The organism is Paenibacillus sp. JT22N12, assembly GCF_056269365.1.
This window is the reverse complement of sequence record NZ_JBWDNU010000004.1, coordinates 493953-515937: the sequence shown is the minus strand read 5'-3', so window position 1 is coordinate 515937 and position 21985 is coordinate 493953. Positions and strand designations below refer to the sequence as shown.

Genomic DNA, 21985 nt, shown 5'->3' with positions numbered 1-21985 from the left:
CTTCAAGGGCCGGCAGGATCATCTTCCTTCAACTGAAAGGCCGTCAAATAAGCCCTTTATAATCCGTCGGCGAGATTCCCACATATTTCTTGAACTGCTTGTGAAAATAACCCGTTTCCCAATAACCGACGCCGCGGGCGATTTCATGCACCTTCAGATTGGTTTCCTTGAGCATTTCCTTCGCTTTCTGAATCCGGTATTTATTGATATAATCCGTGAAGGTTTCGTTGGTTTCCTTATTGAACAGCTTGCCCAGGTAGCCCGGATGAATGTTATATTTGCGCCCCAGCGATTTCAGGGACATTTCCTCCATATAGAACTCATGAATATGGTTCAGGACCTGTTTGACAATCGGACTTCTGTCATCCTGTCCCAGAATATCGATCATCATCCCGGCCGCTTCCTGTACGAGCGCAACCAGCTCCGCCACGTCAGAAGCAAGGGCCGCTTTCCCGAACACATCCTTATAAAGTCCGCTGACCATAGCCTGCGCCGATTTCAAATCGTTCAGCTCCATCTTCAGCCGCAGCATCATCTCGATGGCCAGACTGCGCAGCAGCGCGGGAGTAACGCCCTCCTGCTTCTGCGCCTGCTGGAATTCCTCCTCGATCCGGGTAAACAGATTCTCCTTGTCCTTGGCCACCATCAGCTTGCCGAGATCGGACCAATCGACGGGAATTTGCGTCAGCTGCGCATCGCGGTCCGGAATAAGCGTCTCATATTCAGCGATGTCCGTCCGGCCAAGCATCAGAAAATATTCCTGCGCCCGCCGCGCCTGCTCGTAGCTCTGCCGCTGCTCCTCCCCCATGCGCTTCACGGTGCCGAGCGAAATCCGCGACCGGTAGGATTCACCCAGCTCATCGCGCAGCCTGGTCAGGAGGTCAAGGGCAGCAAGCTTGCAGGCCTCCGAGCTGTCGCCCATAAAAACAATGACAATATCCCCTTCCAGATTGGTAAAACAAACGGTGGCGCGGTCCGCAGCCACCCGCTGCTTGATCTCGCGCCTCAGCTCAAGCACCATCTGCTCATCCTCATCGTCGGGCCTGACGATCGACGCCAGCAGATAAGGCCATTCAAAGACGATGCCGAGAAGTCTCGCACGCTCCGCAAGCTCGGCTGGCGAAATCTGGCCGGTCATCCAGCGGTATAGAATATTGTCCCTCAGGATACCGATCTCATCATCGGTGAAAGCGGAAATCAGGGACTGTGAGGCAGAGGCGTTCAATTTCTCCACCGTGTTCTGCAGGGTCTCCGTCAACTCGGTAAAATTAATGGGCTTAAGCAGATAATTCTCAATGCCCAGCCTCATGCCCTGCTTTAAATAATCAAACTCGTTATAGCCGCTCAGGATAATGATCCGAAGCTCAGGATACAGCTGCCGCGCGGCGGAAATCAGCTCAAGGCCGTTCATTACCGGCATGGTGATATCGGTGATCAGAATATCCACCGGAACCTCCTTCATCCGCTCCAGCGCCTGCTTCCCGTTCTCTGCCCGGCCGGTGAGCTCGAGGCCATACGAGGACCAGTCCACCGCATCGTACAAGCCATCCAGAATAAACGGCTCGTCATCGACCAGAAATGCCTTATACATATCAGCTTTCCCCCTCTGATGTGTTTGGAAACCAGATTTTCACCGTTGTGCCCTTGCCGGGCGTGCTTGCAAGCTCAACCCCGCATTCGTCCGCATACACCAGCTTCAACCGTTCGTATACGCTTCTAAGCCCCAGCGATCCGCTTGTTTCGTCGTCCTCCGGGAGCAGGAATGAGCTGCGGATGCGCTCCAGCTTGTCCGGCGCAATGCCGGTCCCGTTATCCGTAATTTCAATATGGATAATGCCTTCCCGCTCCTCTGCACGCACAGCCAGCACATTATCCGTATCATCCGCGCGTATGCCGTGAACAATATAATTCTCGACTATGGGCTGCAGCGACATTTTGATCATTTTCCGGCTGCCAAGCTCCGGTTCATACGCAATCGTGTAGCTGAACTTGTCCTTGTAGCGGATGCGGAACAGCTCCAGATAACGGCGGCAGTTCTCCATCTCCTCCTGAAGCGTGACCACGGTCTGCTGCTGTACGAAGCTCTTGAACAGCACAGCCAGGCTGTAAATCATTTCGCTCACATCCGTCACGCCCTGCGAGATGGCCCTCATCCGGATGACCTCCAGCGTATTGTAGAGAAAATGGGGGTTGATGCGGGCCTGCATCGCCGTAAGCTCCGTATGCTTCTGCTTGATTTCCGCTTTATAGACACGGTCGATATGACGCGTCAGCTCCTCCAGCATTTGATCGAAGCTGCGCGAGATCTGTCCGAGCTCATCCTCTTTGGTGTCCTGGATACGCACCGACGTATCGCCGGTTTCAACCTTGCGCATGGACCGGATGATCCGGTTTGTGCGCTTGGCGAAATTGATCACAACGAGCGAAGGAACGATGACCGCAACGAGGATGCACGCCGCGCTGACAAACAGAATCAGATTGCGGAGCGTCCTGTAGGACTCCGCCACCTCCTGCTTGGGAGCCACGCCTACCACAACATAACCGAGATTGTTTGGCGTCAGCGTGGAGATATAAGAATCCTGCTCCAGCTCGCCTGAGATATTCAGCGAATTGAGCTTGTCCGCATAAGGATAGGTGGTCCCGTAATAGTTGCCCGACGAGTCGAAAATAACCCCGCCCTCCGATGCCAGAACGAGAATATAACCGTGAAAATCCTTCTCGTAGCCCGAGATCGATTGCAGGATGCTGTCGGAATTGAAATACACGATCAATTGCCCGACCGCCTTCAATGTGCCGAGATCGTTAATGGAGCTCTGAACCGAATACAGCCTCTTGTCCGGTTGATTGATGGTTTTGCGCACCCATTCATTGGGCACCGAGATGTTTCCGTTCTGGAGCGCCATCGCATCGGGGATGAAGGACCTCGAAGGATTCGTTGTGATCAGCCGGGACGTATTGCGCTGGCTTTGTACATAGAGAAACTGCTTCTCCGTGCTGTACAGCAATAAATTTTCCATATCCTGATCGTCCTCAATCATATTCTTCAAGTAGGCAATGCCGTCGGTCGAGCTGTTCTGACTGCCCATAAACTGATCCAGGCGGCGGTTCACATACTCCTGAAAGGAATGCTTGAGCAGGTAGGTCATATTATCTGAAAGCTGCTGATCCCTGTAAATATTCTGAACCATCAGCTGAACCGAATCATGCTTGGCCGCGATATAACGGTCGACCCGTTCCATCGCGTTCTTCTGATTCGTAAGCTCGCTCTGCACAATCGAGCGGGATATAAAATAGAACGTAAAATAAGAGAGCGTCATGATGGTAAGAACAGCTATTGCGGAGAAGATCAGGATCATTTTCACGAACAAATTATTGCTGACGTAGTTGCGATATCCTCTTCTGAGTCCCATTGGCGCCCCCCTTCCGCGTCTGCCGCTTGTCCATCCACATCCCTTCATCATAGCGCTCTGTATCCAATTAAAAAAGGGAGAGATTAATGCAGTTCTGTCCAAAATAAGATTTTTATTAGGAAGTATTCTCTTCCATGAGGAGCGCTATCCTGTCCTGATCACCCTGCGGGCCCTTCCTCCCCGCACAGATGTGCGAAATCTGGTATCATAAAGGCTGTACGCCCTTGATAACCAATCACAGTTCACACAGAAGAAAGGATCAGAAGGCCATGAGCATTTCGCTGACCCACAGGGTCATTAAATTGTTGTGCGGCCAGATCTCTTACGATAGAGGAAAAGCCTATTACCGTTCCGGCAAAGTTATGCTTCAGGATTTCGATCCCGGGATTCCCGTCTATGAGGCCATCGTCAAGGACAATGGCAGCTGCCAGGTCACCGTCCGGATCGATGGCGGCGGTGAAGTGCATGCGACCTGCAGCTGCCCTGCTCTGCCTTCCTATGATAAATACTGCAAGCATATCGCAGCCGTGCTGCTCCATCTCCATGATCTGCAGCAGGATGGCCGCATATCTGCGCAGGCGTCAGCGGCTTTGCAGCCAGCAGATGCCTTCCCCCGCGAATCCGGTCATCTTGTACAACGGCATGACGGTTCGGCATCCCATTTCGCAGCAGACGCCAAGCTCGTAAACGGCATGCTGGGGCTGTTCGGAGACAGGACGCTGCGGCCTGTCCGTACTTCAAGACCTCTTTTCAATAACCGTACCGTTCTCGAAGCCGAGTTTATCTGCAAGCCCTCCGCTTACGGCTATGGCAAGCATATGCTGGGCCTGGAGCTGAAGGTCGGTCCCAAACGGCTGTATATCGTACCAGACATAAGAGATTTCCTGGATCGCGTTGACCGGAAGGAACCGTATAGGTTCTCCCGGCATTTCACCTATGATCCGCAGCTTCACTGCTTCCAGCCTGAGCATGATGCCATCCTTGGTCAGCTGATCCATATTTTGAATCATGAAAGGCTGTATCGGGAATCATCCGGCGCCTACTCCGCCCGTGCCAACCCCACAGGCGGCGACCGTACCCTGCTCATCCCTCCTGTCTCCTGGGAAACCCTGCATCCATTGCTGGCAGCAGCTCCATCTGTGCGGTTTCAGCAGGACGGACAGATCGTAGACGGGGTTGGCATATCCAATGAGGCGCTTCCCCTTGAATTCGGGTTCAATGAGGGGGAGGATGGCGGCTTTCAACTGGATATCCAGGGGCTGGATCCATTGATCGTCATGGAATCATATGGGCTTGTGCTCTCGGAAGGCAGAATGCTGAGGCTCCCAGCCGATCAATGCAAACGCCTGTCCGATCTGAAGCAGATGCTCAGCACCTCCGGGAAGCCGCATGTGCAGATATTACCGGAGCAGATGGAGCCTTTTATGGAGAAGGTCATTCCCGGATTGATGAAGCTGGGCGCTGTTCACATCTCTCAAGCGGTATCGGAGCGTATTGTGCAGACCCCGCTTAAGGCAAGGCTGTATCTGGACCGTGTGAAGAACCGCCTGCTTGCCGGTCTGGAATTTCAATATGGGGATATTGTGATCAATGCCTTGGAGGGAACCGGGGAGAAGCGCGGCGAAGGCCGCATTCTTATGCGGGACGGAGAACTGGAGGGACAAATTCTGTCGCTGATGGAGCAAAGCGCGTTCACCCGGACGGAAGCCGGCTATTTTATGGATGATGAAGAAGCTGAATATGAATTCCTTTATCATGTCATACCGCTGCTGGAGAAGCTGCTGCAGGTTTATGCGACTACAGCGGTGAAGACCAGGCTTCACACCGGACATGTCCCTCCGAAGATCAGAGTCGAGCTGGATGAACGGACGGATTGGCTGGAGTTTACCTTCGACATGGATGGAATTCCGGAAGCGGACATCCGCAATCTGGTTCAGGCAATCGAAGAGAAGCGCAAATATTACCGGCTGCCAAGCGGAGCGCTGCTTCCCCTCGAGAGTGCGGAATACGAGGAAATCAGGCGCTTCATCAACGAAACAGGACTCATCAGGGAGGATCTGAAGGGAAATCAGTTTCGTCTTCCGGTTGTCCGCGGCTTGCATATGATGGATGCCGAAGCAAATGGACAAGCCGTCAAGCTGGGCAAATCCTTCCGCAAGCTGCTGGAGAATATGCGAAATCCCGATAATCTGGATTTTCCTGTGCCGGAAAGCCTGGAGCCTGTGCTCCGGGATTATCAGAAATATGGCTACCAATGGATGAAAACGCTGGCCCATTATCATTTCGGCGGCATTCTGGCCGATGACATGGGGCTGGGCAAGACGCTGCAGAGCATCGCTTTTCTCGTTTCCGTTCTGCCTGAGATTCGCAGCCAGAAGCTGCCTGCGATCATCGTATCCCCTGCCTCTCTGATCTATAATTGGCAGAACGAGCTGAAGAAATTCGCTCCCGGGATCCGCTGCATGATTGCTGACGGAAGCAGAACCGAACGGATTGCCGCTCTGAAAAATGATTCCCGGGTGGATGTTTTCATCACGTCCTATCCGCTCCTTCGTCAGGATATTGACACGTACATCAAGCTGCCCTTCCATACGCTTATTCTGGATGAGGCGCAGACCTTCAAGAACCATGCGACCCAAACCGCGCAGGCGGTGAAGGCGCTGCAAGCCCGGTACCGGTTTGCGCTGACCGGAACCCCTGTGGAGAATACCCTGGAGGAGCTGTGGTCGATCTTCGATGTGGTATTTCCCGAGCTGTTCCAAAGTGTGCGGGCATTCCACGACTTATCGCGGCAGGCGGTTGCCAGGCGGGTCAGGCCATTTATACTGCGCCGGCTGAAGACGGATGTGCTGAAGGAGCTGCCGGACAAGATTGAGTGGGTTCAGGCTTCCGGGCTGCTGCCCGAACAGAAGAAGCTGTATGCGGCCTATCTGGCCGAGCTGCAGCAGGAAACCTTGAAGCATCTGAGCGAGGACAGCTTCCAGAGGAACCGGATCCGAATTCTGGCCGGCCTGACAAGGCTTCGCCAGCTGTGCTGCCACCCCGCCCTGTTCATTGAAGGCTACGATGGAGGCTCTGCCAAGTTCGAGCAGCTGCTCGACATTATAGAGGAATGCCGCAGCTCCGGAAAAAGGATGCTGATTTTCTCGCAGTTCACCCGAATGCTGGACCTCATCGGGCGGGAACTGGGTTACCAGGGGGTGCCATTCTTCTATCTGGATGGACAAACGCCTGCAGCCGACCGCGTCGAGCTGTGCAGCCGCTTCAATGAGGGAGAGCGGGATGTGTTCCTGATCTCCTTGAAAGCGGGAGGCACCGGATTAAACCTGACCGGAGCCGATACCGTTATTCTGTACGATCTCTGGTGGAACCCCGCTGTCGAGCAGCAGGCCGCCGACCGTGCCCATCGCATCGGGCAGAAGAATGTGGTCCAGGTCATCCGCCTCATAACGCAGGGCACTGTAGAGGAAAAGATGTACGAGCTGCAGCAGAAGAAGAAAAATCTCATCGACGAAGTGATCCAGCCAGGCCAAGAGGCGCTGTCTACGCTGACGGAACAGGACGTACGGGAGATTCTGATGATGGGATGAAGAAGAGCCTTGATCGGTGAGCGACTTGACTCAGCAATCAAGGCTCTTTATTGGAACAGCGAGGCAGCCGAGTCAGACCCGCAGTTTGGCAATAGTCCCATAAGAAAATCCACTTTTCAGCACTCTAATAAAGGTTATCCAGCCTTGAGTGCTGTATCCTCACTTTTCAACACTCTAATAAGGATTTTCCCGTTACAGCATTATGTCCACCTTTAAAGCACTCTAGTAAGGATTTTCCAGACTACAGCGCTTTATCCTCACTTTTCAACACTTTAATTAGGATTTTCCCATTACAGCATTATGTCCACCTTTTCAGCACTCTAGTAAGGATTTTCCGGCTTACAGCGCTTTATCCCCGCTTTCCAGCGCTATAACAAGGAATTTCCGGTTTGCAGCCGCATTACATGGCCAAAATTGCCACTTCACTTCCTCTAGTGAGGAAAATCCCGCATACAGAGGCAGTATTCGTGGCTGGGGTACATCTAACAAGGACTTTCCTTACTAGAGACACCGATTAGACTTGGCTGACACTTTGTCGTGCCGCAGCAGAATTTTACCCGCTTAAACAAAGCCAATAACATATCCATGGCCGACGTGCATGCAAGGAGTTTCAATAACAGTAGTAGGGGTCTCACCCCCCCCCACATCTTCAATTCCTTTCTCTTTGCTCCCCTGTTAACCAACCAGCAATAAAGCACAAAAAACGCCGCCTCCTGTTTAAGGAAGCGGCGTAAATTGATCAATCTTCACAAGGCAGCTCATATAGCTTTGAACGTATGAATGAATGCTTTATAAAAATTCCTGTGCTATTTGTTAGTTCTTCAGCGCTTTAGCCCCAATATCCGTGCGGTTGTGCATTCCGTCGAAATGGATGGTCGAGACCGCTTCATAAGCGCGGGCCCGCGCTTCAGCAATATCCTTGCCGCGCCCCACGATGCCGAGCACCCGTCCGCCGTTCGTCACAATTTCCCCGTCCTGTTCGGATGTGCCGGCGTGGAATACAAGCGCTCCCTGCGCTTTGGCAGCTTCCAAGCCTGTAATAACGCGGCCCCTTGGATAAGTAGCCGGATAACCCTCCGAAGCGGCAATGACACAAACGACTGCTTCGTCGCTCCAGGTGATATCGATTTGATCCAGACGGCCGTTAAGCGAAGCCAGAATGATATCCACCAGATCCGTTTCCAGCCGCGGCAGAACAACCTGGGTCTCGGGATCGCCCATACGCGCATTGAACTCGATCGTTTTCACGCCGTCCTTGGTGATCATCAGGCCGGCGAATAATACGCCGCGGAACGGGCAGCCTTCGCTGACCATTGCCCGGGCAGTCGGCTTGATAATGTTCTCGATTGCATCCTCCACCAGCGCCGGATCGATATGAGGCAGCGGCGTATACGTCCCCATGCCTCCGGTGTTTGGACCTTTGTCGTTATCAAAGACCGGCTTGTGGTCCTGGGCAGGCACCATGGCACGCACGGTTTCGCCGTCCACAAAAGCCAGAATTGACATTTCCTGTCCTTCAAGAAACTCCTCGATGACGACACGTCCGCCCGATTCTCCGAACACTTTGCCGACCATCATGTCGTGCAGGGCCTGCTCAGCTTCCGCAATCGTATACGCTACCGTTACGCCCTTGCCCGCTGCAAGACCATCCGCCTTGATCACAATCGGTGCCGTTTGCCCGCTAAGATAGGCAAGCGCTGATTCATGATCCGTGAATGTCTCGTATTTGGCTGTTGGAATGCTGTATTTCTTGAGCAGATTCTTCATGAAAATTTTGCTGCCTTCAATAGCCGCGGCATTCCTGCGCGGACCGTAGATGGGAATGTTCTGCTCCTCGAATGCGTCCACAATACCGTCTGCAAGCGGATCGTCCGGTCCAACAACGACCAGATCGACCTCATTATCGCATGCGAACTGGATCAGATCGGCGAACCGGTTAACCGCAATCGGCACGCACTCCGCAAGCTCCGCAATTCCGGCATTGCCCGGAGCGCAGTAGATTTTCTTCACTTTATCGCTTTTATTCAGCGCCCAGACGATGGCGTGCTCACGCCCGCCTCCGCCGATGACCATAATCCGCAAAGGAAACCCTCCCCAAAGTTTAAAACGATAACCAATCCCCAAGTTTTAATGCTTGAAATGACGAACGCCCGTCAGCACCATCGCAATATTGTTGGCATTGGCTGCCGAAATGGATTCCTCATCCTTGATCGAACCGCCTGGTTGAATGATGGCCGTGATTCCGGCTTGAGCTGCCAATTCGACTGTATCGCCCATCGGGAAAAAAGCATCCGATGCAAGCACTGCACCCTGGGCCTTCTCCCCTGCCTGCTCAATAGCAATACGCGCTGCGCCGACACGGTTCATCTGGCCTGCGCCAACACCGACGGTCATGTTGTCAGCCGCCAGCAGAATGGCATTGGATTTAACATGCTTCACCACTTTCCAGCCAAACAGCAGCTGCTTCAGCTCTTCATCGGTCGGCTTGCGGTTGGTCACGACTTTCAGATCATCCAGCGATAAGCTGTGAACGTCGCTCTCCTGTACGAGCATACCGCCGTCTACGCTGGTCACGAGCCATTCCGGCTTGCGCTCTGCAGCAGCCTGCAGCTCGCCAAGCTTCATGAGGCGAATGTTCTTCTTCTTCGTCAGAACATCCAGTGCCTCGGGCGTGAAGTCCGGAGCGATAATGATTTCCAGAAAAATTTCGCTGAGCAGCTGCGCGGTTTCCAGCCCGATTGTACGGTTCGCCGCGACGATTCCGCCGAAGATCGAGGTAGGATCGGCCGCATAGGCTTTTTGGTAGGCTTCATGGATGTCCGCTCCGATACCCACGCCGCATGGATTCATATGCTTGACCGCTACGACAGCCGGCTCATTGAATTCCTTCACAATGGCAAGCGCCGCATTGGCATCGTTGATGTTGTTGTAGGACAGCTCCTTGCCGTGCAGCTGCCGGGCTGTTGTGATATTTCCTTCAGCCGCCAACGGCTTCCGGTAGAAAGCAGCCTGCTGATGAGGGTTCTCCCCGTAGCGGAGATCCTGAACCTTCTCGTAGGTGACCGTGTAGCGCTCAGGAAGCGGGTCGCCGCCCAGCTTGGAGAGGTAATCGCCGATCAGCGCATCATAAGCACCCGTGTGGCGGAATACTTTTGCCGCCAGGCGTTTGCGTGTGTCAAGGCTTGTATCGCCGCCAGCTTGTATTTCCTCCAGCACTCCGGCATAATCGCCGGCATCTACGACAACCGTAACAAAAGCGTGATTTTTCGCGGCGGAGCGAAGCATAGTCGGGCCGCCGATATCGATATTCTCAATGGCATCCTCATACGAAACATCCGGTTTGGCAATCGTAGCCGCGAACGGATACAGATTGACCACGACCATATCGATATAATCCAAACCGAGGTTTTTCATCGCCTGCTGATGCTCTTCATCGTCGCGAACGGCAAGCAGTCCGCTGTGCACAGCCGGATGAAGCGTTTTTACCCGTCCGTCGAGAATTTCCGGAAAACCCGTCACGTCGGAAATACCGACAACCGGAACGCCTTCCTTCTCCAGGAGACTTGCTGTCCCGCCTGTTGAAATAATTTGTACGCCAAGTCCCGCAAGTGCCCGCGAAAACTCAACAATGCCCGTTTTATCCGATACACTGATCAATGCCCTGCGAATAGCCAAAAGGGTACCCTCCCAAAAGTTTTATTGTCATTCAAGCAGAATGCGAATCTGGCCAGAGCAGCATCTGCATGAGTGCGAAGCTCATATCCGGTTCAAGCTAAATGATTACTGCGACTGGTAATAAAAATGAATAAAGGTTTGGATGTCGGCTGCCGGATTTTACGATATTTACAGCAAGTAAGGGAGCTCCAGCCCGCTTTGGTGCGTGAGCGTCATGATTGATATGCTGCTGCACACGGAAATATTGCGGCATGTCCAAGTCCAAGCAGTTCACGCTCGACCACCGTCATGCTCTTCCGGGACATGCGCCTGGAGAGATCGCTATGAATTGAATTTACTGTTATTGCTGCGTCCGCTATCTCTGCTTCTCTTCGGTTCCTGCTGCAGCATGCATGCCTTTTATTGCAACATGTCTTCCGTCAAGGGTGACTGCGCCCGCTGCAATGCGTCCTACAACCCAGGGGAGCAGCTCTTGCTCCGCCGCGTGAATTCGCGGGGCAAGCGTTGCTTCCGTATCGCCGTCCTGCACCTCCACAGCCCGCTGTGCAATAATCGGCCCGCTGTCCATGCCGCCGTCCACATAGTGGACGGTGACGCCCGTCACCTTCACCCCGTAGTCAAGCGCCTGGCGAATCCCGTTCACACCGGGAAAAGCAGGCAGCAGCGCCGGATGCACATTAATCATCCGCCCATAATAGGGCTCAACCAGCACGGGGGTAATAATCCGCATATAGCCGGCAAGCACAATGAGCTCGATTCCGCGCCGCTGAAGCTCCTCAAGTATTTCCTGCTCGTAAGCTTCACGCGAGGAATATTCCTTGGGTTGAAACAGATGCAGATCAATGCCTGCCCGCCGCGCACGCTCCACCACGGGGGCCAGCGGCTTGTCACATACAAGAAGCTCGAGGCTTGCGCCCTCGAGCCGTCCTTGTTTGGCCGCATCTGCAAGCGCCTGGAAGTTCGTCCCCTGCCCCGATGCAAATACGGCCATGCGTAATTCCGCCATTAGACATCCGCTCCTGTGAAGGTTACGATGCGGCTTCCTTCCGTGACACGTCCAATGCGGTAAGCCTTCTCGCCCAGCTGATTCGCCGCCTGCAGCGCTTCTTCAGCCTGCTCGGCAGGGACGACAACAATCATCCCGACGCCCATGTTGAACGTAGTAAACATATCGCGATTCGTGATATTGCCTTTCTCCTGCATCAGCTGGAAAATCGGCTGAATCGGCCATGAACCGTATTCCACTTCCACATTAACGCCCTGCGGCAGCACCCGCGGAATATTCTCGATAAAGCCTCCGCCGGTAATATGGGCCATGCCTTTAACCTTCACGCGTTTGATCAGCTCAAGCGCTGATTTCACATAGATGCGCGTCGGCTCCAAAATAACATCGCCCAGCTTCTGGCCATCCAGTTCAGGCAGTGTCTGGTCAAGCGAATAACCGCTCTTCTCCAGCAGCAGCCTGCGAACCAGAGAGAAGCCATTGCTGTGAATGCCGCTGGATGCCAGGCCAATCACCACATCGCCTGCGGCGATTGTCGACCCGTCGATGATATTCTTCTTATCGACGATCCCTACCGTGAAGCCGGCGATATCATATTCATCGCCCTGGTACATGCCAGGCATCTCCGCAGTTTCGCCGCCGATCAGGGCACAGCCGGACTGCAGGCAGCCATCGGAGATTCCTTTGATGATCGCTTCGATCTTCTCCGGCTCTACTTTGCCGCAAGCCAGATAGTCCAGGAAGAACAAGGGCTCTGCGCCTTGAACGACAATATCGTTGACGCACATTGCGACTGCATCAATACCGATCGTATCGTGCTTGTCCATGGCAAAGGCGATTTTCAGCTTGGTGCCGACACCGTCGGTTCCCGAGACCAGCACCGGTTCCTCGTACTTGTCTTTATTCAGTCCGAACAGACCTCCGAAGCCGCCAAGCTCGGTCAGTACCTCCGGGCGGAACGTTTTTTTCACATGCTTCTTCATACGTTCGACCGCTTCGTTACCCGCCGCAATGTCAACGCCGGCTTCTTTGTAAGCTTCTGCCACCAGGGTCACTCCCTACGCTTAGTCAATTAATCCCGCAAAGGGTTAATTCCATTTATAATAAAATGACATAAATACGAATCATGTTACAGCTGCACCATTCACTGGTTCTTGTCCACCGGATGGATTTCTAGCAGCTGCAGCTTTTTTCCGATTTTGGATCAACCGGTGTCGGATAATCATTGTCGAAGCAGGCCATGCACATGCCGCGATTGTATTCCCCATCATTCCCGCCTACTGCCTCGATAAAGCCATCATGGCTGAGAAAGGTGATGGAATCCGCGTTAATCGCCTGCCGGATTTCCTCAACGGATTTCTGGGAGGCAATCAGCTCTTTCCGGTCCGGTGTATCGATGCCGTAGTAGCAGGGATTCATGAACGGAGGCGATGTGATCCGCACATGCACCTCGGTCGCTCCCGCTTCACGCAGCATGTTGACGATACGCAGAGAAGTGGTGCCGCGCACGATGGAATCGTCGATCATCACCACACGCTTGCCCTCCACCACCTTGCGGACGGCAGACAGCTTCATCTTGACGCCCTTCTCGCGAAGCTCCTGGGATGGCTGTATGAACGTACGGCCGGTGTATTTGTTCTTGATCAGGCCCAGCTCATAAGGAATACCCGTCTGCTCGGCATAGCCAATCGCAGCGGAAATACTGGAGTCCGGAACACCCGTGACGATATCCGCATCGACAAAGGATTCCAGAGCAAGCTTCTGTCCCATCCGTTTGCGGGCCGAGTGAAGATTAATCCCATTAATGTCGCTATCGGGCCGGGCAAAATAAATATATTCCATCGCGCAGGTCGCGCGGCGCTCCAGCTTCTCGAAACGGTCCATACGAATGCCGTCGCTGTCCAGGATGATCAGCTCGCCGGGCTGTACGTCACGCTCGTAGACGGCTCCGCAGGTTTCCAATGCACAGGTCTCGGAAGCAAACACATACCCTTCGCCAAGCTTGCCCATAACCAGCGGACGCAGTCCATGAGGGTCGGATGCGACCAGAAGCTTGCCGTTGGTCATAATAAGAAAAGCAAATCCGCCGATAATACGCTGCAGAGCATCCTTGGCGGCTGATACAAAATCCTTGTTGGAGCGGGCGATCAGATGGGCGATAACTTCCGTATCGCTGGTCGTCTGGAAGATCGAGCCCTGACGCTCCAATTCCTCACGAATCGAAGGGGCATTCACGATATTGCCGTTCGTCGCAATAGCGAGATCGCCATCACGATACTTGAAGATGAGCGGCTGGGCATTCGCCAGCTTGCTGGCACCCGATGTCGAATAACGGACATGCCCGATCACACGGTCACCAGGCAGCGCATCCAGGCGCTCCTGGTTGAATACTTCCTTGACCAGTCCCATACCGCGGTGGTAGTTGAAGTTCCCGCCGTTCCTGGAATCCACGGAACACATGCCGGCACTTTCTTCGCCACGGTGCTGCAGGGCATGAAGCCCGTAATAACCAAGAGAAGAGGCATGAGGGATATTGAAAGCCCCGAACACGCCGCACTCCTCGCGCAATTTATCAAAAATGTCGTCCCGTCCTATACCCTCATTGTAATGAGAGCCTGCCCACAGCTTAGAAAGCTGCATTACTTCATCAGACATGGAATCGCATCCTTCCAGACCTTCTCCAGTTGCTCAACCGGTGCGTTGACGCCCGGTTTGCCATTGATGTTAAGGGTCAGCCCGCTATCGCGGACAACGCCGATAATTGCGTTTGGTACGCCTTGCTCCGTCAGGTAATCCGTCAGTTTAGCCGCTTGCTCCGCACTTGCGGAAAGCAGGATACGTGATTGTGTTTCACTGAATAAAGCAGCGTCGGCACGAAGATCCGTCGTGATGTTCACTTCTGCTCCCAGCTTGCCGCTGATGCAGGATTCCGCCAGCGCCACGGCAAGACCGCCCTCAGCAAGGTCATGCGCCGAAGCGACAAGTCCCTGCTGAATCGCGCCAAGCACAGCAGCTTGAAGCTTCTTCTCTACAGCCAGGTCAATCTGCGGTGGACGTCCTTCGGCTTTGCCGTGAAGAACGTACTGCAGCTCGCTGCCGCCCAGCTCATTCTTCGTCTCGCCGAGCAAAACGACTACATCGCCCGCATGCTTGAAGCCCTGTGTCGTAATATGATCAATATCATGCACCAGGCCGACCATCCCGATAACCGGGGTTGGATAAATCGCGCCTTTGGCATTCTCGTTGTACAAGCTGACGTTGCCGCCAATGACAGGCGTATCCAGAATCCGGCAGGCTTCGGAAATCCCGTCGGCCGCCTTCTCGATTTGCCAGAACACTTCCGGCTTCTCGGGATTGCCGAAATTCAGATTATCGGTAATGGCCAGCGGTTCGGCACCGGAGCACACGATATTGCGCGCCGCTTCCGCAACGGCAATCTGCCCGCCAACCTCAGGATCAAGGTAGACATAACGTCCGTTGCAGTCTGTTGTCATCGCAAGCCCTTTGCGGGTACCGCGGATAGTGACAACGGCTGCATCGGATCCCGGCTGAACGGCTGTGCTCGTACGAACCATGTAGTCATATTGATTATATACCCATTCCTTGCTTGCTACAGTCGGGGATGCCAATACTTGTTTCAGCGCATCCGTCAAATCCGTCACTTCCGGATAGGCAGTGGTGTCCACTGACGCGTTCTCCCCGTAATAAGCAGGCTCCTTGGAAGGCTTGTTGTACACCGGACATTCGTCGACGAGTGCCGTAACCGGCATATCTGCAACTTCCTGCCCTTGATGGAACAAGCGGAGACGTCCATCATCGGTTACTTTGCCGACCTTGGCGCAAATAATGCCCCAACGCTCGAAAATCTCTCTCGCCTGCGCTTCATGCTGCGGCTCGACGACGAACAGCATCCGCTCTTGGGATTCCGAGAGCATCATTTCGTAAGGGGTCATGCCCGTTTCACGCTGCGGCACTTCATCGAGATACAGCTCCAGGCCATTGCCGGCTTTGGACGCCATCTCCGCGCTGGAGCAGGTCAGCCCTGCCGCGCCCATGTCCTGAATGCCGAGAACAATGCCAGAGTCGATCAGTTCCAGCGTTGCTTCCATTACCAGCTTCTCCATGAACGGATCGCCGACCTGAACCGCTGTGCGTTTCTCCTCGGATTCCTCGGACAATTCAACGGAAGCGAAGGTAGCGCCGTGAATACCGTCGCGGCCGGTGGCCGGGCCTACGTAAAATACCGGGTTGCCTACGCCCTTGGCGACGCCGCGCTGGATTTTATCATGATCGATCAGGCCCACGCACATCGCGTTTACGAGCGGATTGCCTTCATAGCTTTCGTCAAAGACCACTTCGCCGCCAACTGTCGGAATGCCGATACAGTTGCCATAGCCCGCGATGCCGCTGACTACATGCTCGAACAAATATTTTGCCCGCGGATTCGTAAGCTTCCCAAAACGCAGGCTGTTCAGCAGCGCGACAGGACGGGCTCCCATGGAGAAAATGTCGCGGATAATGCCGCCAACGCCAGTCGCCGCACCTTGATAAGGCTCAACCGCAGAAGGATGGTTATGCGATTCGATCTTGAACACAACCGCTTGATTGTCGCCAATATCGACGATTCCCGCTCCTTCCCCCGGTCCCATCAGGACACGCGGTCCGGTAATCGGGAACTTCTTCAGAATCGGCTTGGAGTTCTTATAGGAGCAGTGCTCGGACCACATGACACTGAATACGCCAATTTCGGTGTAGTTGGGTTTGCGCTCAAGAAAGCCGCAGATCAATCCGTATTCCTCGTCCGTCACGCCGAATTGCGTATAAATCCGCTGCTCCGCGATTTGTTCCGCCGTCGGTTCCTTAGCTGTTAACTGCTGCGCCATGCTGTTCCCTCCATGCGTTCAAAATCGATGTAAACATCCGTTTGCCGTCTTCCGATCCCAGCAGCTGGTCCACAGCGCGCTCCGGATGCGGCATCATGCCGACGACATTGCCGCGGACATTGCTGACCCCGGCAATATCTTCTGTGGAGCCGTTCGGATTCGCACCCGCTTTGTAGCGGAATACGATCTGATTATTGGCTTTCAGCTGTGCAAGCGTCGCTTCATCACAGTAGTAGTTGCCTTCGCCATGAGCAATCGGAATGTCAATTATCTCGCCTTTGGCATATTGATTTGTGAATGAGGTTTCGTTGTTCACCACTTCCAGCAGTGTGGAGTGGCAGCGGAACTTCATGCCCGTGTTGCGAAGCAGCGCTCCGGGAAGGAGACCCGCTTCCGTCAGGATTTGAAATCCGTTGCAGATGCCCAGAACGAACTTGCCGGCTTCGGCCGCCTTTTTCACTTCATTCATGACAGGGGCAAATGTTGCGATCGCGCCGCAGCGCAGATAGTCGCCATAGGAGAACCCGCCGGGAACAAGGATGGCGTCGAAGCTGGACAGATCCGTCGCAGTGTGCCAAACATATTCAACCTGCTCGCCGATTGTGTCCTCAACCGCCTTGAAGCAGTCAATGTCGCAGTTCGATCCCGGAAAAACGAGTACCGCAAACTTCATCGTTTATCCCTCCAATTCAAAGCGGTAATCTTCGACTACCGTGTTGGCCAGCAGCTTCTCGCACATTTCCTTCAAACGGGCCTCCGCCTGAGCGCGATCGGTTGTATCCAGATCAAACTCCAGATACTTGCCGATTCGCACCTTGGCTACTTCTTCAAAGCCCATGGAGTGAAGCGCGCCTTGAACGGCGCTTCCTTGCGGATCCAGTACGTTTTGCTTGATGGTCACGTAAACCTTTGCTTTCATGTCGATGGTTCGCCTCCTGAATTCTCTGTTGCTGATCACGTTTTATCCGCATCGCCGGCTGTATGACGTTCGCAGGATTAGGGGTGCGGGACATCTTTGCTTGCCCCGCGGGTTATGTTGTATGACTTTAGCTTATAAAGGTTTAATCATGTTGACTTTATAGAGAAGAGCCGGTCAGGCGCTGATAAATGTCAAGATAACGGCGTGTTGTTTCTTCAACGACATGCTGCGGAAGCGGGTCGGGCCGGCTTTCCTTATCCCAGTCCGAATCAAGCAAATACTTGCGGACCGGTTCCTTGTCCATGCTGTCGATTTCGATATCGTACTCATAATTTTCTTTTGCCCAGAAACGGGAAGAGTCCGGTGTGAAAATTTCGTCGATCAGAATGATCTGACCATTAATAAGACCAAATTCAAACTTGCAATCTGCAAGAATAATACTCCGCTCTTCGCAATAGGCCCGGGCGAATTCATACAACCGGGTGCTGCGGTCGCGAAGCTCGACAGCAAGATCTGCGCCTATCAGCTCCTGCATACGCTCGAAAGGAATATCTTCGTCATGGCCCACGTCGTTCTTCGCGGCGGGCGTGAACAGTGGCTGCTCCAGCCGCTCATTCTTGCGAAGCCCTTCCCGGAGCTCGATTCCGTTAATTGCGGATGTTTGAACATATTGTCTCCAACCACCGCCGGTGATATAGCCCCGTACCACACATTCCATATCGATGCGCTCAGCTTTGCGGGTGACCATAATCCGGTTCTTCAGCAGCTCCGGTTCGGTCACGATATCGCCTAGCTTGTAAACATCGGTATGTACAACATGATTGGGCTGGATGGCTACCGTTTCCTCAAACCAGAAAGCCGACAGGCGGTTCAGTACATTGCCCTTCTCCGGAACAGCCGGATCGAGTACATAGTCGAACGCGCTGATGCGATCCGTTACCACGATCAGGAAATGCTCGCCCAGATCGTACAGCTCCCGCACTTTCCCTTTATAGACCAGCGGAGCTTTAACGTAATCTGCAGCCGTTGACAATGCAGGTGATGTCATTGGTTATCTCTCCTTGGTACTGCAACCGTTAGCTGCATATTTAGAGCAGCCCGGTTGACAGTAATTGTTGTGCTGCTGCAACCGTTAGCTGCATTTTTGAGCAGCTCGGTTGTCAGCAATAGTTGTTGCGCTGCTGCAACCATTAGCTGCAAGTTTAGCAGCTCGGTTGTCAGCAATCGTTGCGCTGCTGCACCGTTAGCCACTGGCTTATGCAGCTCGGTTATCGTTGTGTTACCACACCGTCAGCTGCAAATTTATGCAGCTCCGTTATCAGTGTTAATCCGCCAGTATGCCTCCGGATCAGATCAGTTCAAGCCTTTTGAAAATGGTGTCCACATGCTTCAGATGCCAGGTCGGGTTGAAGGCATCGTCGATATCCTCGAGCCCCAGAACCGCCGTAATTTCAGGAGTGGATTCAATAATTTCGCGGAACTGACGTTGTTCCTCCCATGCCTGCATGGCGCGGGGCTGCACGGTGTCGTAGGCTTGCTCGCGGCTGAAGCCGCTGTCGATCAGCTTCGTCATCACACGGCCGGAGAAAGGCACGCCGTATGTGCGCTGCATATTGCGTTTCATATTCTCAGGGAATACAGTCAGGTTCTTGATGATGTTTCCAAGACGGTTCAGCATATAATTGAGCAGCATCGTCGCGTCGGGCAGGATCACCCGTTCGACGGAGGAGTGGCTGATATCGCGTTCATGCCACAGCGTAACGTTCTCGTACGCGGAAATCATATGGCCGCGAATCACGCGGGCCAGACCGGAAATATTCTCGCAGCCGATCGGATTGCGTTTATGCGGCATGGCCGAGGAACCCTTTTGCCCCTTGGCAAAAGCCTCTTCCACTTCGCGGATCTCACTCTTCTGCAGAGCGCGGATCTCGGTGGCGAATTTATCAAGCGATGTAGCGATGAGCGCCAGTGTCGCCATATATTCCGCATGACGGTCGCGCTGCAGCGTCTGGGTCGAGATCGGCGCCGGCGAGATGCCAAGCTTGCGGCAGGTAAATTCTTCTACGAAAGGATCGATGTTTGCATACGTTCCGACCGCACCAGAAATTTTGCCGAACTGCACGCCATTCGCCGCATGGCGAAAGCGCTCCAGGTTCCGTTTCATTTCCTCGTACCAAAGCGCTACCTTAAGACCAAATGTGGTCGGCTCGGCATGAACGCCGTGCGTACGCCCCATCATCGGGGTATCTTTATATGCCACCGCTTGTCCGCGGAGGATTTCAATGAAGTTCGTAATGTCACGCTCCAGAATTTCATTTGCCTGAAGCAGCAGGTAGCCAAGCGCCGTGTCAACCACATCCGTGGAGGTCAGACCGTAATGAACCCATTTGCGCTCCGGACCGACCGTCTCGGAAACGGCGCGGGTGAAGGCGATGACATCATGCCGTGTCTCCAGCTCAATCTCGTTGATCCGGTCGATGCTGAAGCTTGCTCCCTTGCGAAGCGCCTCTACATCACCGCGTGGAATGACACCAAGCTCAACCCAGGCCTCGCAAGCGCAAAGCTCAACTTCCAGCCAGGCTTTAAATTTGTTCTCTTCGGTCCAAATGGCTCTCATTTCCGGTCTGCTGTAACGTTCTAACATGAATTTTAAACCCTCCAAATGTTTGTTTCGGCAATCCAGGCAAGCGCCGTATCGACGTCATCCGCCAATACGTTGACATGTCCCATCTTCCGTTTATGCTTGGCTTCATGCTTTCCATACAAATGAACCTTCGATGCGACGTTCAGCCGCTCCGCTGCATCATCATGCTCAGCCATACGCCCGACAAGCGACTGTATATGCTCACCCAGCACATTGACCATGACCACAGGAGTCAGCAGCGCTGTATCGCCGAGCGGCAAGCCGCAAACCGCTCTGACATGCTGCTCGAATTGCGAGGTCCGGCAGGCCTCCATCGTGTAATGACCGCTGTTGTGCGGCCTTGGAGCCAGTTCATTAACGAACAGCTCCCCATCCCCGGTAACAAACAGCTCCACAGCGATCAGTCCGACAACGCCGAGCCCTTCGGCAATCTGCGATGCCAGCTGCTGCGCCTTATGCTGAACAGCTTCATCAATTCTCGCAGGGACGATCGATAGATGCAAAATGTTGTCCACATGAACATTCTCCGAAATCGGGAACGTTCGGATTTCGCCCTGCGGGCTTCTTGCGGCGATGACGGATAATTCTTTGTCGAATGAGATAAACTTCTCAAGAACAAGCTCCGTCCTTGCCTGCTTCAGCGTCTCATATGCCTCGCCGATTTCCGCTTCGCTGCGGATGACCCATTGGCCCTTGCCGTCGTAGCCGCCCGTTGCCGTCTTCAGCACGCAGGGAAGACCGAATTGGTCGACAGCCGCTCTCAGCTCATCCACGCTGCGGATCTCGCTGTAGGGTGCGACTCGCACCCCGGCCGCTTCGATCGCCCGCTTCTCGCGAAGACGATGCTGCGTGGTGTACAGCAGCCCGCTGCCCTGTGGCACATAGGAGGTCTCCATAAGCATAGAAGCCACATCGGCATCGACATTCTCAAATTCGTACGTAATGACATCGGCCCTCCGGGCAAGCTCCGCTGCCGCCTCACGATCATCATAAGCGGCAACAATCTGCTGAGCGACCTGGCCGCAAGGCGCATCAGGCGTCGGATCGAGGGCGACAAACCGGTAACCCATCGCGCTGCCGGCCTGCGCCATCATCCGGCCCAGCTGGCCTCCGCCCAGAATACCGATCGTGGATCCGGGCAAAATGACCTGCACCGGCGGGGAATCAGCAGCAGCTTGCTTCTCGGCCGGCTCGCATCCGTCTATGCCGCAGCTTCCGAGTCCGCCCTCCATACCTTCCAGGTCAAGCGGCTGAAGAATAGGGACCTGCTTGTCTTGACCGCTCATAACGTCTCACTGCTTTCCATTACCTCGCGCTGTACCCGGTCACGCCTTGCCTGAATGCGGGCTTGCACTTCCGGCTCGAAGGCCCCGATCATTTGCGCTGCCAGAAGTCCTGCATTCGTCCCCCCTGCGTTACCAATGGCAACGGTGGCGACGGGTATGCCGCCAGGCATCTGCACAATGGACAGCAGGGAATCCAGACCGTTCAAGGTCGAGGACTTGACGGGCACGCCAATAACCGGAAGAATCGTCTTGGCAGCGACCATACCGGGCAGATGTGCAGCTCCGCCAGCTCCGGCAATAATGACTTTAAGTCCCCGGGATGCGGCGGTTTCCGCGTATTCAAACATGAGATCCGGCGTGCGATGCGCCGATACAACCTTTTTCTCGTAAGCGATTTGAAGCTCATCCAGAACGTCACAGGCTAGTTTCATTGTCTCCCAATCGGACTTGCTGCCCATTATGACGCCTACCTTCGCTGACATGCGATTGATAACCACCTTTTATATAAAATGTTGTTCCGCTATCCTTGTCCTTGCCTTAAAACTGCCTGAAAGAAGAAAAAAAGCCCCTCAGCA

At 54.0% G+C, this 21985-nt stretch carries 15 protein-coding genes; 1 reads left to right on the top strand and 14 read right to left on the bottom strand.

The annotated features are described in order from the left end of the window. Nucleotides 1-43: 43 nt before the first annotated feature. Both AC0YOA_RS17940 and AC0YOA_RS17935 read right to left on the bottom strand, forming a co-directional pair. On the bottom strand, nt 44-1591 hold the full coding sequence (locus AC0YOA_RS17940; RefSeq protein WP_475787744.1) for a response regulator: 1548 nt from the start codon (nt 1589-1591) through the stop codon (nt 44-46). A 1-nt stretch (nt 1592) separates the two neighbouring features. Further along, nucleotides 1593-3410 (bottom strand): sensor histidine kinase, encoded by a 1818-nt coding sequence (locus AC0YOA_RS17935; protein ID WP_475787743.1) that lies wholly within the window; start codon nt 3408-3410, stop codon nt 1593-1595. Nucleotides 3411-3679: 269 nt separating this feature from the next. On the opposite strand from AC0YOA_RS17935, the gene AC0YOA_RS17930 reads away from it, so the two are divergent. Next, nucleotides 3680-7000, top strand: coding sequence for a DEAD/DEAH box helicase (locus AC0YOA_RS17930; RefSeq protein WP_475787742.1), 3321 nt, complete (start codon nt 3680-3682; stop codon nt 6998-7000). 813 nt (nt 7001-7813) lie between these two features. Here AC0YOA_RS17930 and purD read toward each other — a convergent pair. From purD to purE, 12 genes are all read right to left on the bottom strand, one after another. Continuing rightward, on the bottom strand, nt 7814-9082 hold the full coding sequence (purD, locus tag AC0YOA_RS17925) for a phosphoribosylamine--glycine ligase (protein ID WP_475787741.1): 1269 nt from the start codon (nt 9080-9082) through the stop codon (nt 7814-7816). A 45-nt stretch (nt 9083-9127) separates the two neighbouring features. Then, nucleotides 9128-10675, bottom strand: a complete 1548-nt coding sequence (purH, locus tag AC0YOA_RS17920; protein WP_475787740.1) for a bifunctional phosphoribosylaminoimidazolecarboxamide formyltransferase/IMP cyclohydrolase — start codon at nt 10673-10675, stop codon at nt 9128-9130. Between the two features lie 355 nt (nt 10676-11030). Further along, nucleotides 11031-11681, bottom strand: a complete 651-nt coding sequence (purN, locus tag AC0YOA_RS17915) for a phosphoribosylglycinamide formyltransferase (RefSeq protein ID WP_475787739.1) — start codon at nt 11679-11681, stop codon at nt 11031-11033. After that, nucleotides 11681-12724, bottom strand: a complete 1044-nt coding sequence (purM, locus tag AC0YOA_RS17910) for a phosphoribosylformylglycinamidine cyclo-ligase (RefSeq protein ID WP_475787738.1) — start codon at nt 12722-12724, stop codon at nt 11681-11683. The genes purN and purM overlap by 1 nt, the downstream gene beginning before the upstream one ends. A gap of 127 nt (nt 12725-12851) precedes the next feature. Further along, nucleotides 12852-14333 (bottom strand): amidophosphoribosyltransferase, encoded by a 1482-nt coding sequence (purF, locus tag AC0YOA_RS17905; protein WP_475787737.1) that lies wholly within the window; start codon nt 14331-14333, stop codon nt 12852-12854. Then, nucleotides 14318-16561 carry a phosphoribosylformylglycinamidine synthase subunit PurL gene (gene purL, locus AC0YOA_RS17900; protein WP_475787736.1) on the bottom strand — a complete coding sequence of 748 codons (2244 nt, stop codon included), beginning with the start codon at nt 16559-16561 and terminating at the stop codon, nt 14318-14320. Before purL ends, purF begins: the two co-directional genes overlap by 16 nt. Next, on the bottom strand, nt 16539-17234 hold the full coding sequence (gene purQ, locus AC0YOA_RS17895; protein ID WP_210042480.1) for a phosphoribosylformylglycinamidine synthase subunit PurQ: 696 nt from the start codon (nt 17232-17234) through the stop codon (nt 16539-16541). Before purQ ends, purL begins: the two co-directional genes overlap by 23 nt. A gap of 3 nt (nt 17235-17237) precedes the next feature. Then, the gene (purS, locus tag AC0YOA_RS17890) at nt 17238-17480 is read right to left on the bottom strand and encodes a phosphoribosylformylglycinamidine synthase subunit PurS (protein ID WP_210042497.1); all 243 of its coding nucleotides are present in this window, start codon (nt 17478-17480) and stop codon (nt 17238-17240) included. Between the two features lie 157 nt (nt 17481-17637). Further along, entirely contained in the window at nt 17638-18528 is an 891-nt protein-coding gene (locus AC0YOA_RS17885; RefSeq protein WP_475787735.1) for a phosphoribosylaminoimidazolesuccinocarboxamide synthase, read from the bottom strand. A gap of 300 nt (nt 18529-18828) precedes the next feature. Then, complete coding sequence (purB, locus tag AC0YOA_RS17880) at nt 18829-20124, bottom strand: adenylosuccinate lyase (RefSeq protein ID WP_475787734.1); 1296 nt, start codon at nt 20122-20124, stop codon at nt 18829-18831. Between the two features lie 5 nt (nt 20125-20129). Beyond that, the gene (purK, locus tag AC0YOA_RS17875; RefSeq protein WP_475787733.1) at nt 20130-21410 is read right to left on the bottom strand and encodes a 5-(carboxyamino)imidazole ribonucleotide synthase; all 1281 of its coding nucleotides are present in this window, start codon (nt 21408-21410) and stop codon (nt 20130-20132) included. After that, complete coding sequence (gene purE / locus AC0YOA_RS17870; RefSeq protein ID WP_475787732.1) at nt 21407-21892, bottom strand: 5-(carboxyamino)imidazole ribonucleotide mutase; 486 nt, start codon at nt 21890-21892, stop codon at nt 21407-21409. The genes purK and purE overlap by 4 nt, the downstream gene beginning before the upstream one ends. Nucleotides 21893-21985 lie beyond the last annotated feature (93 nt).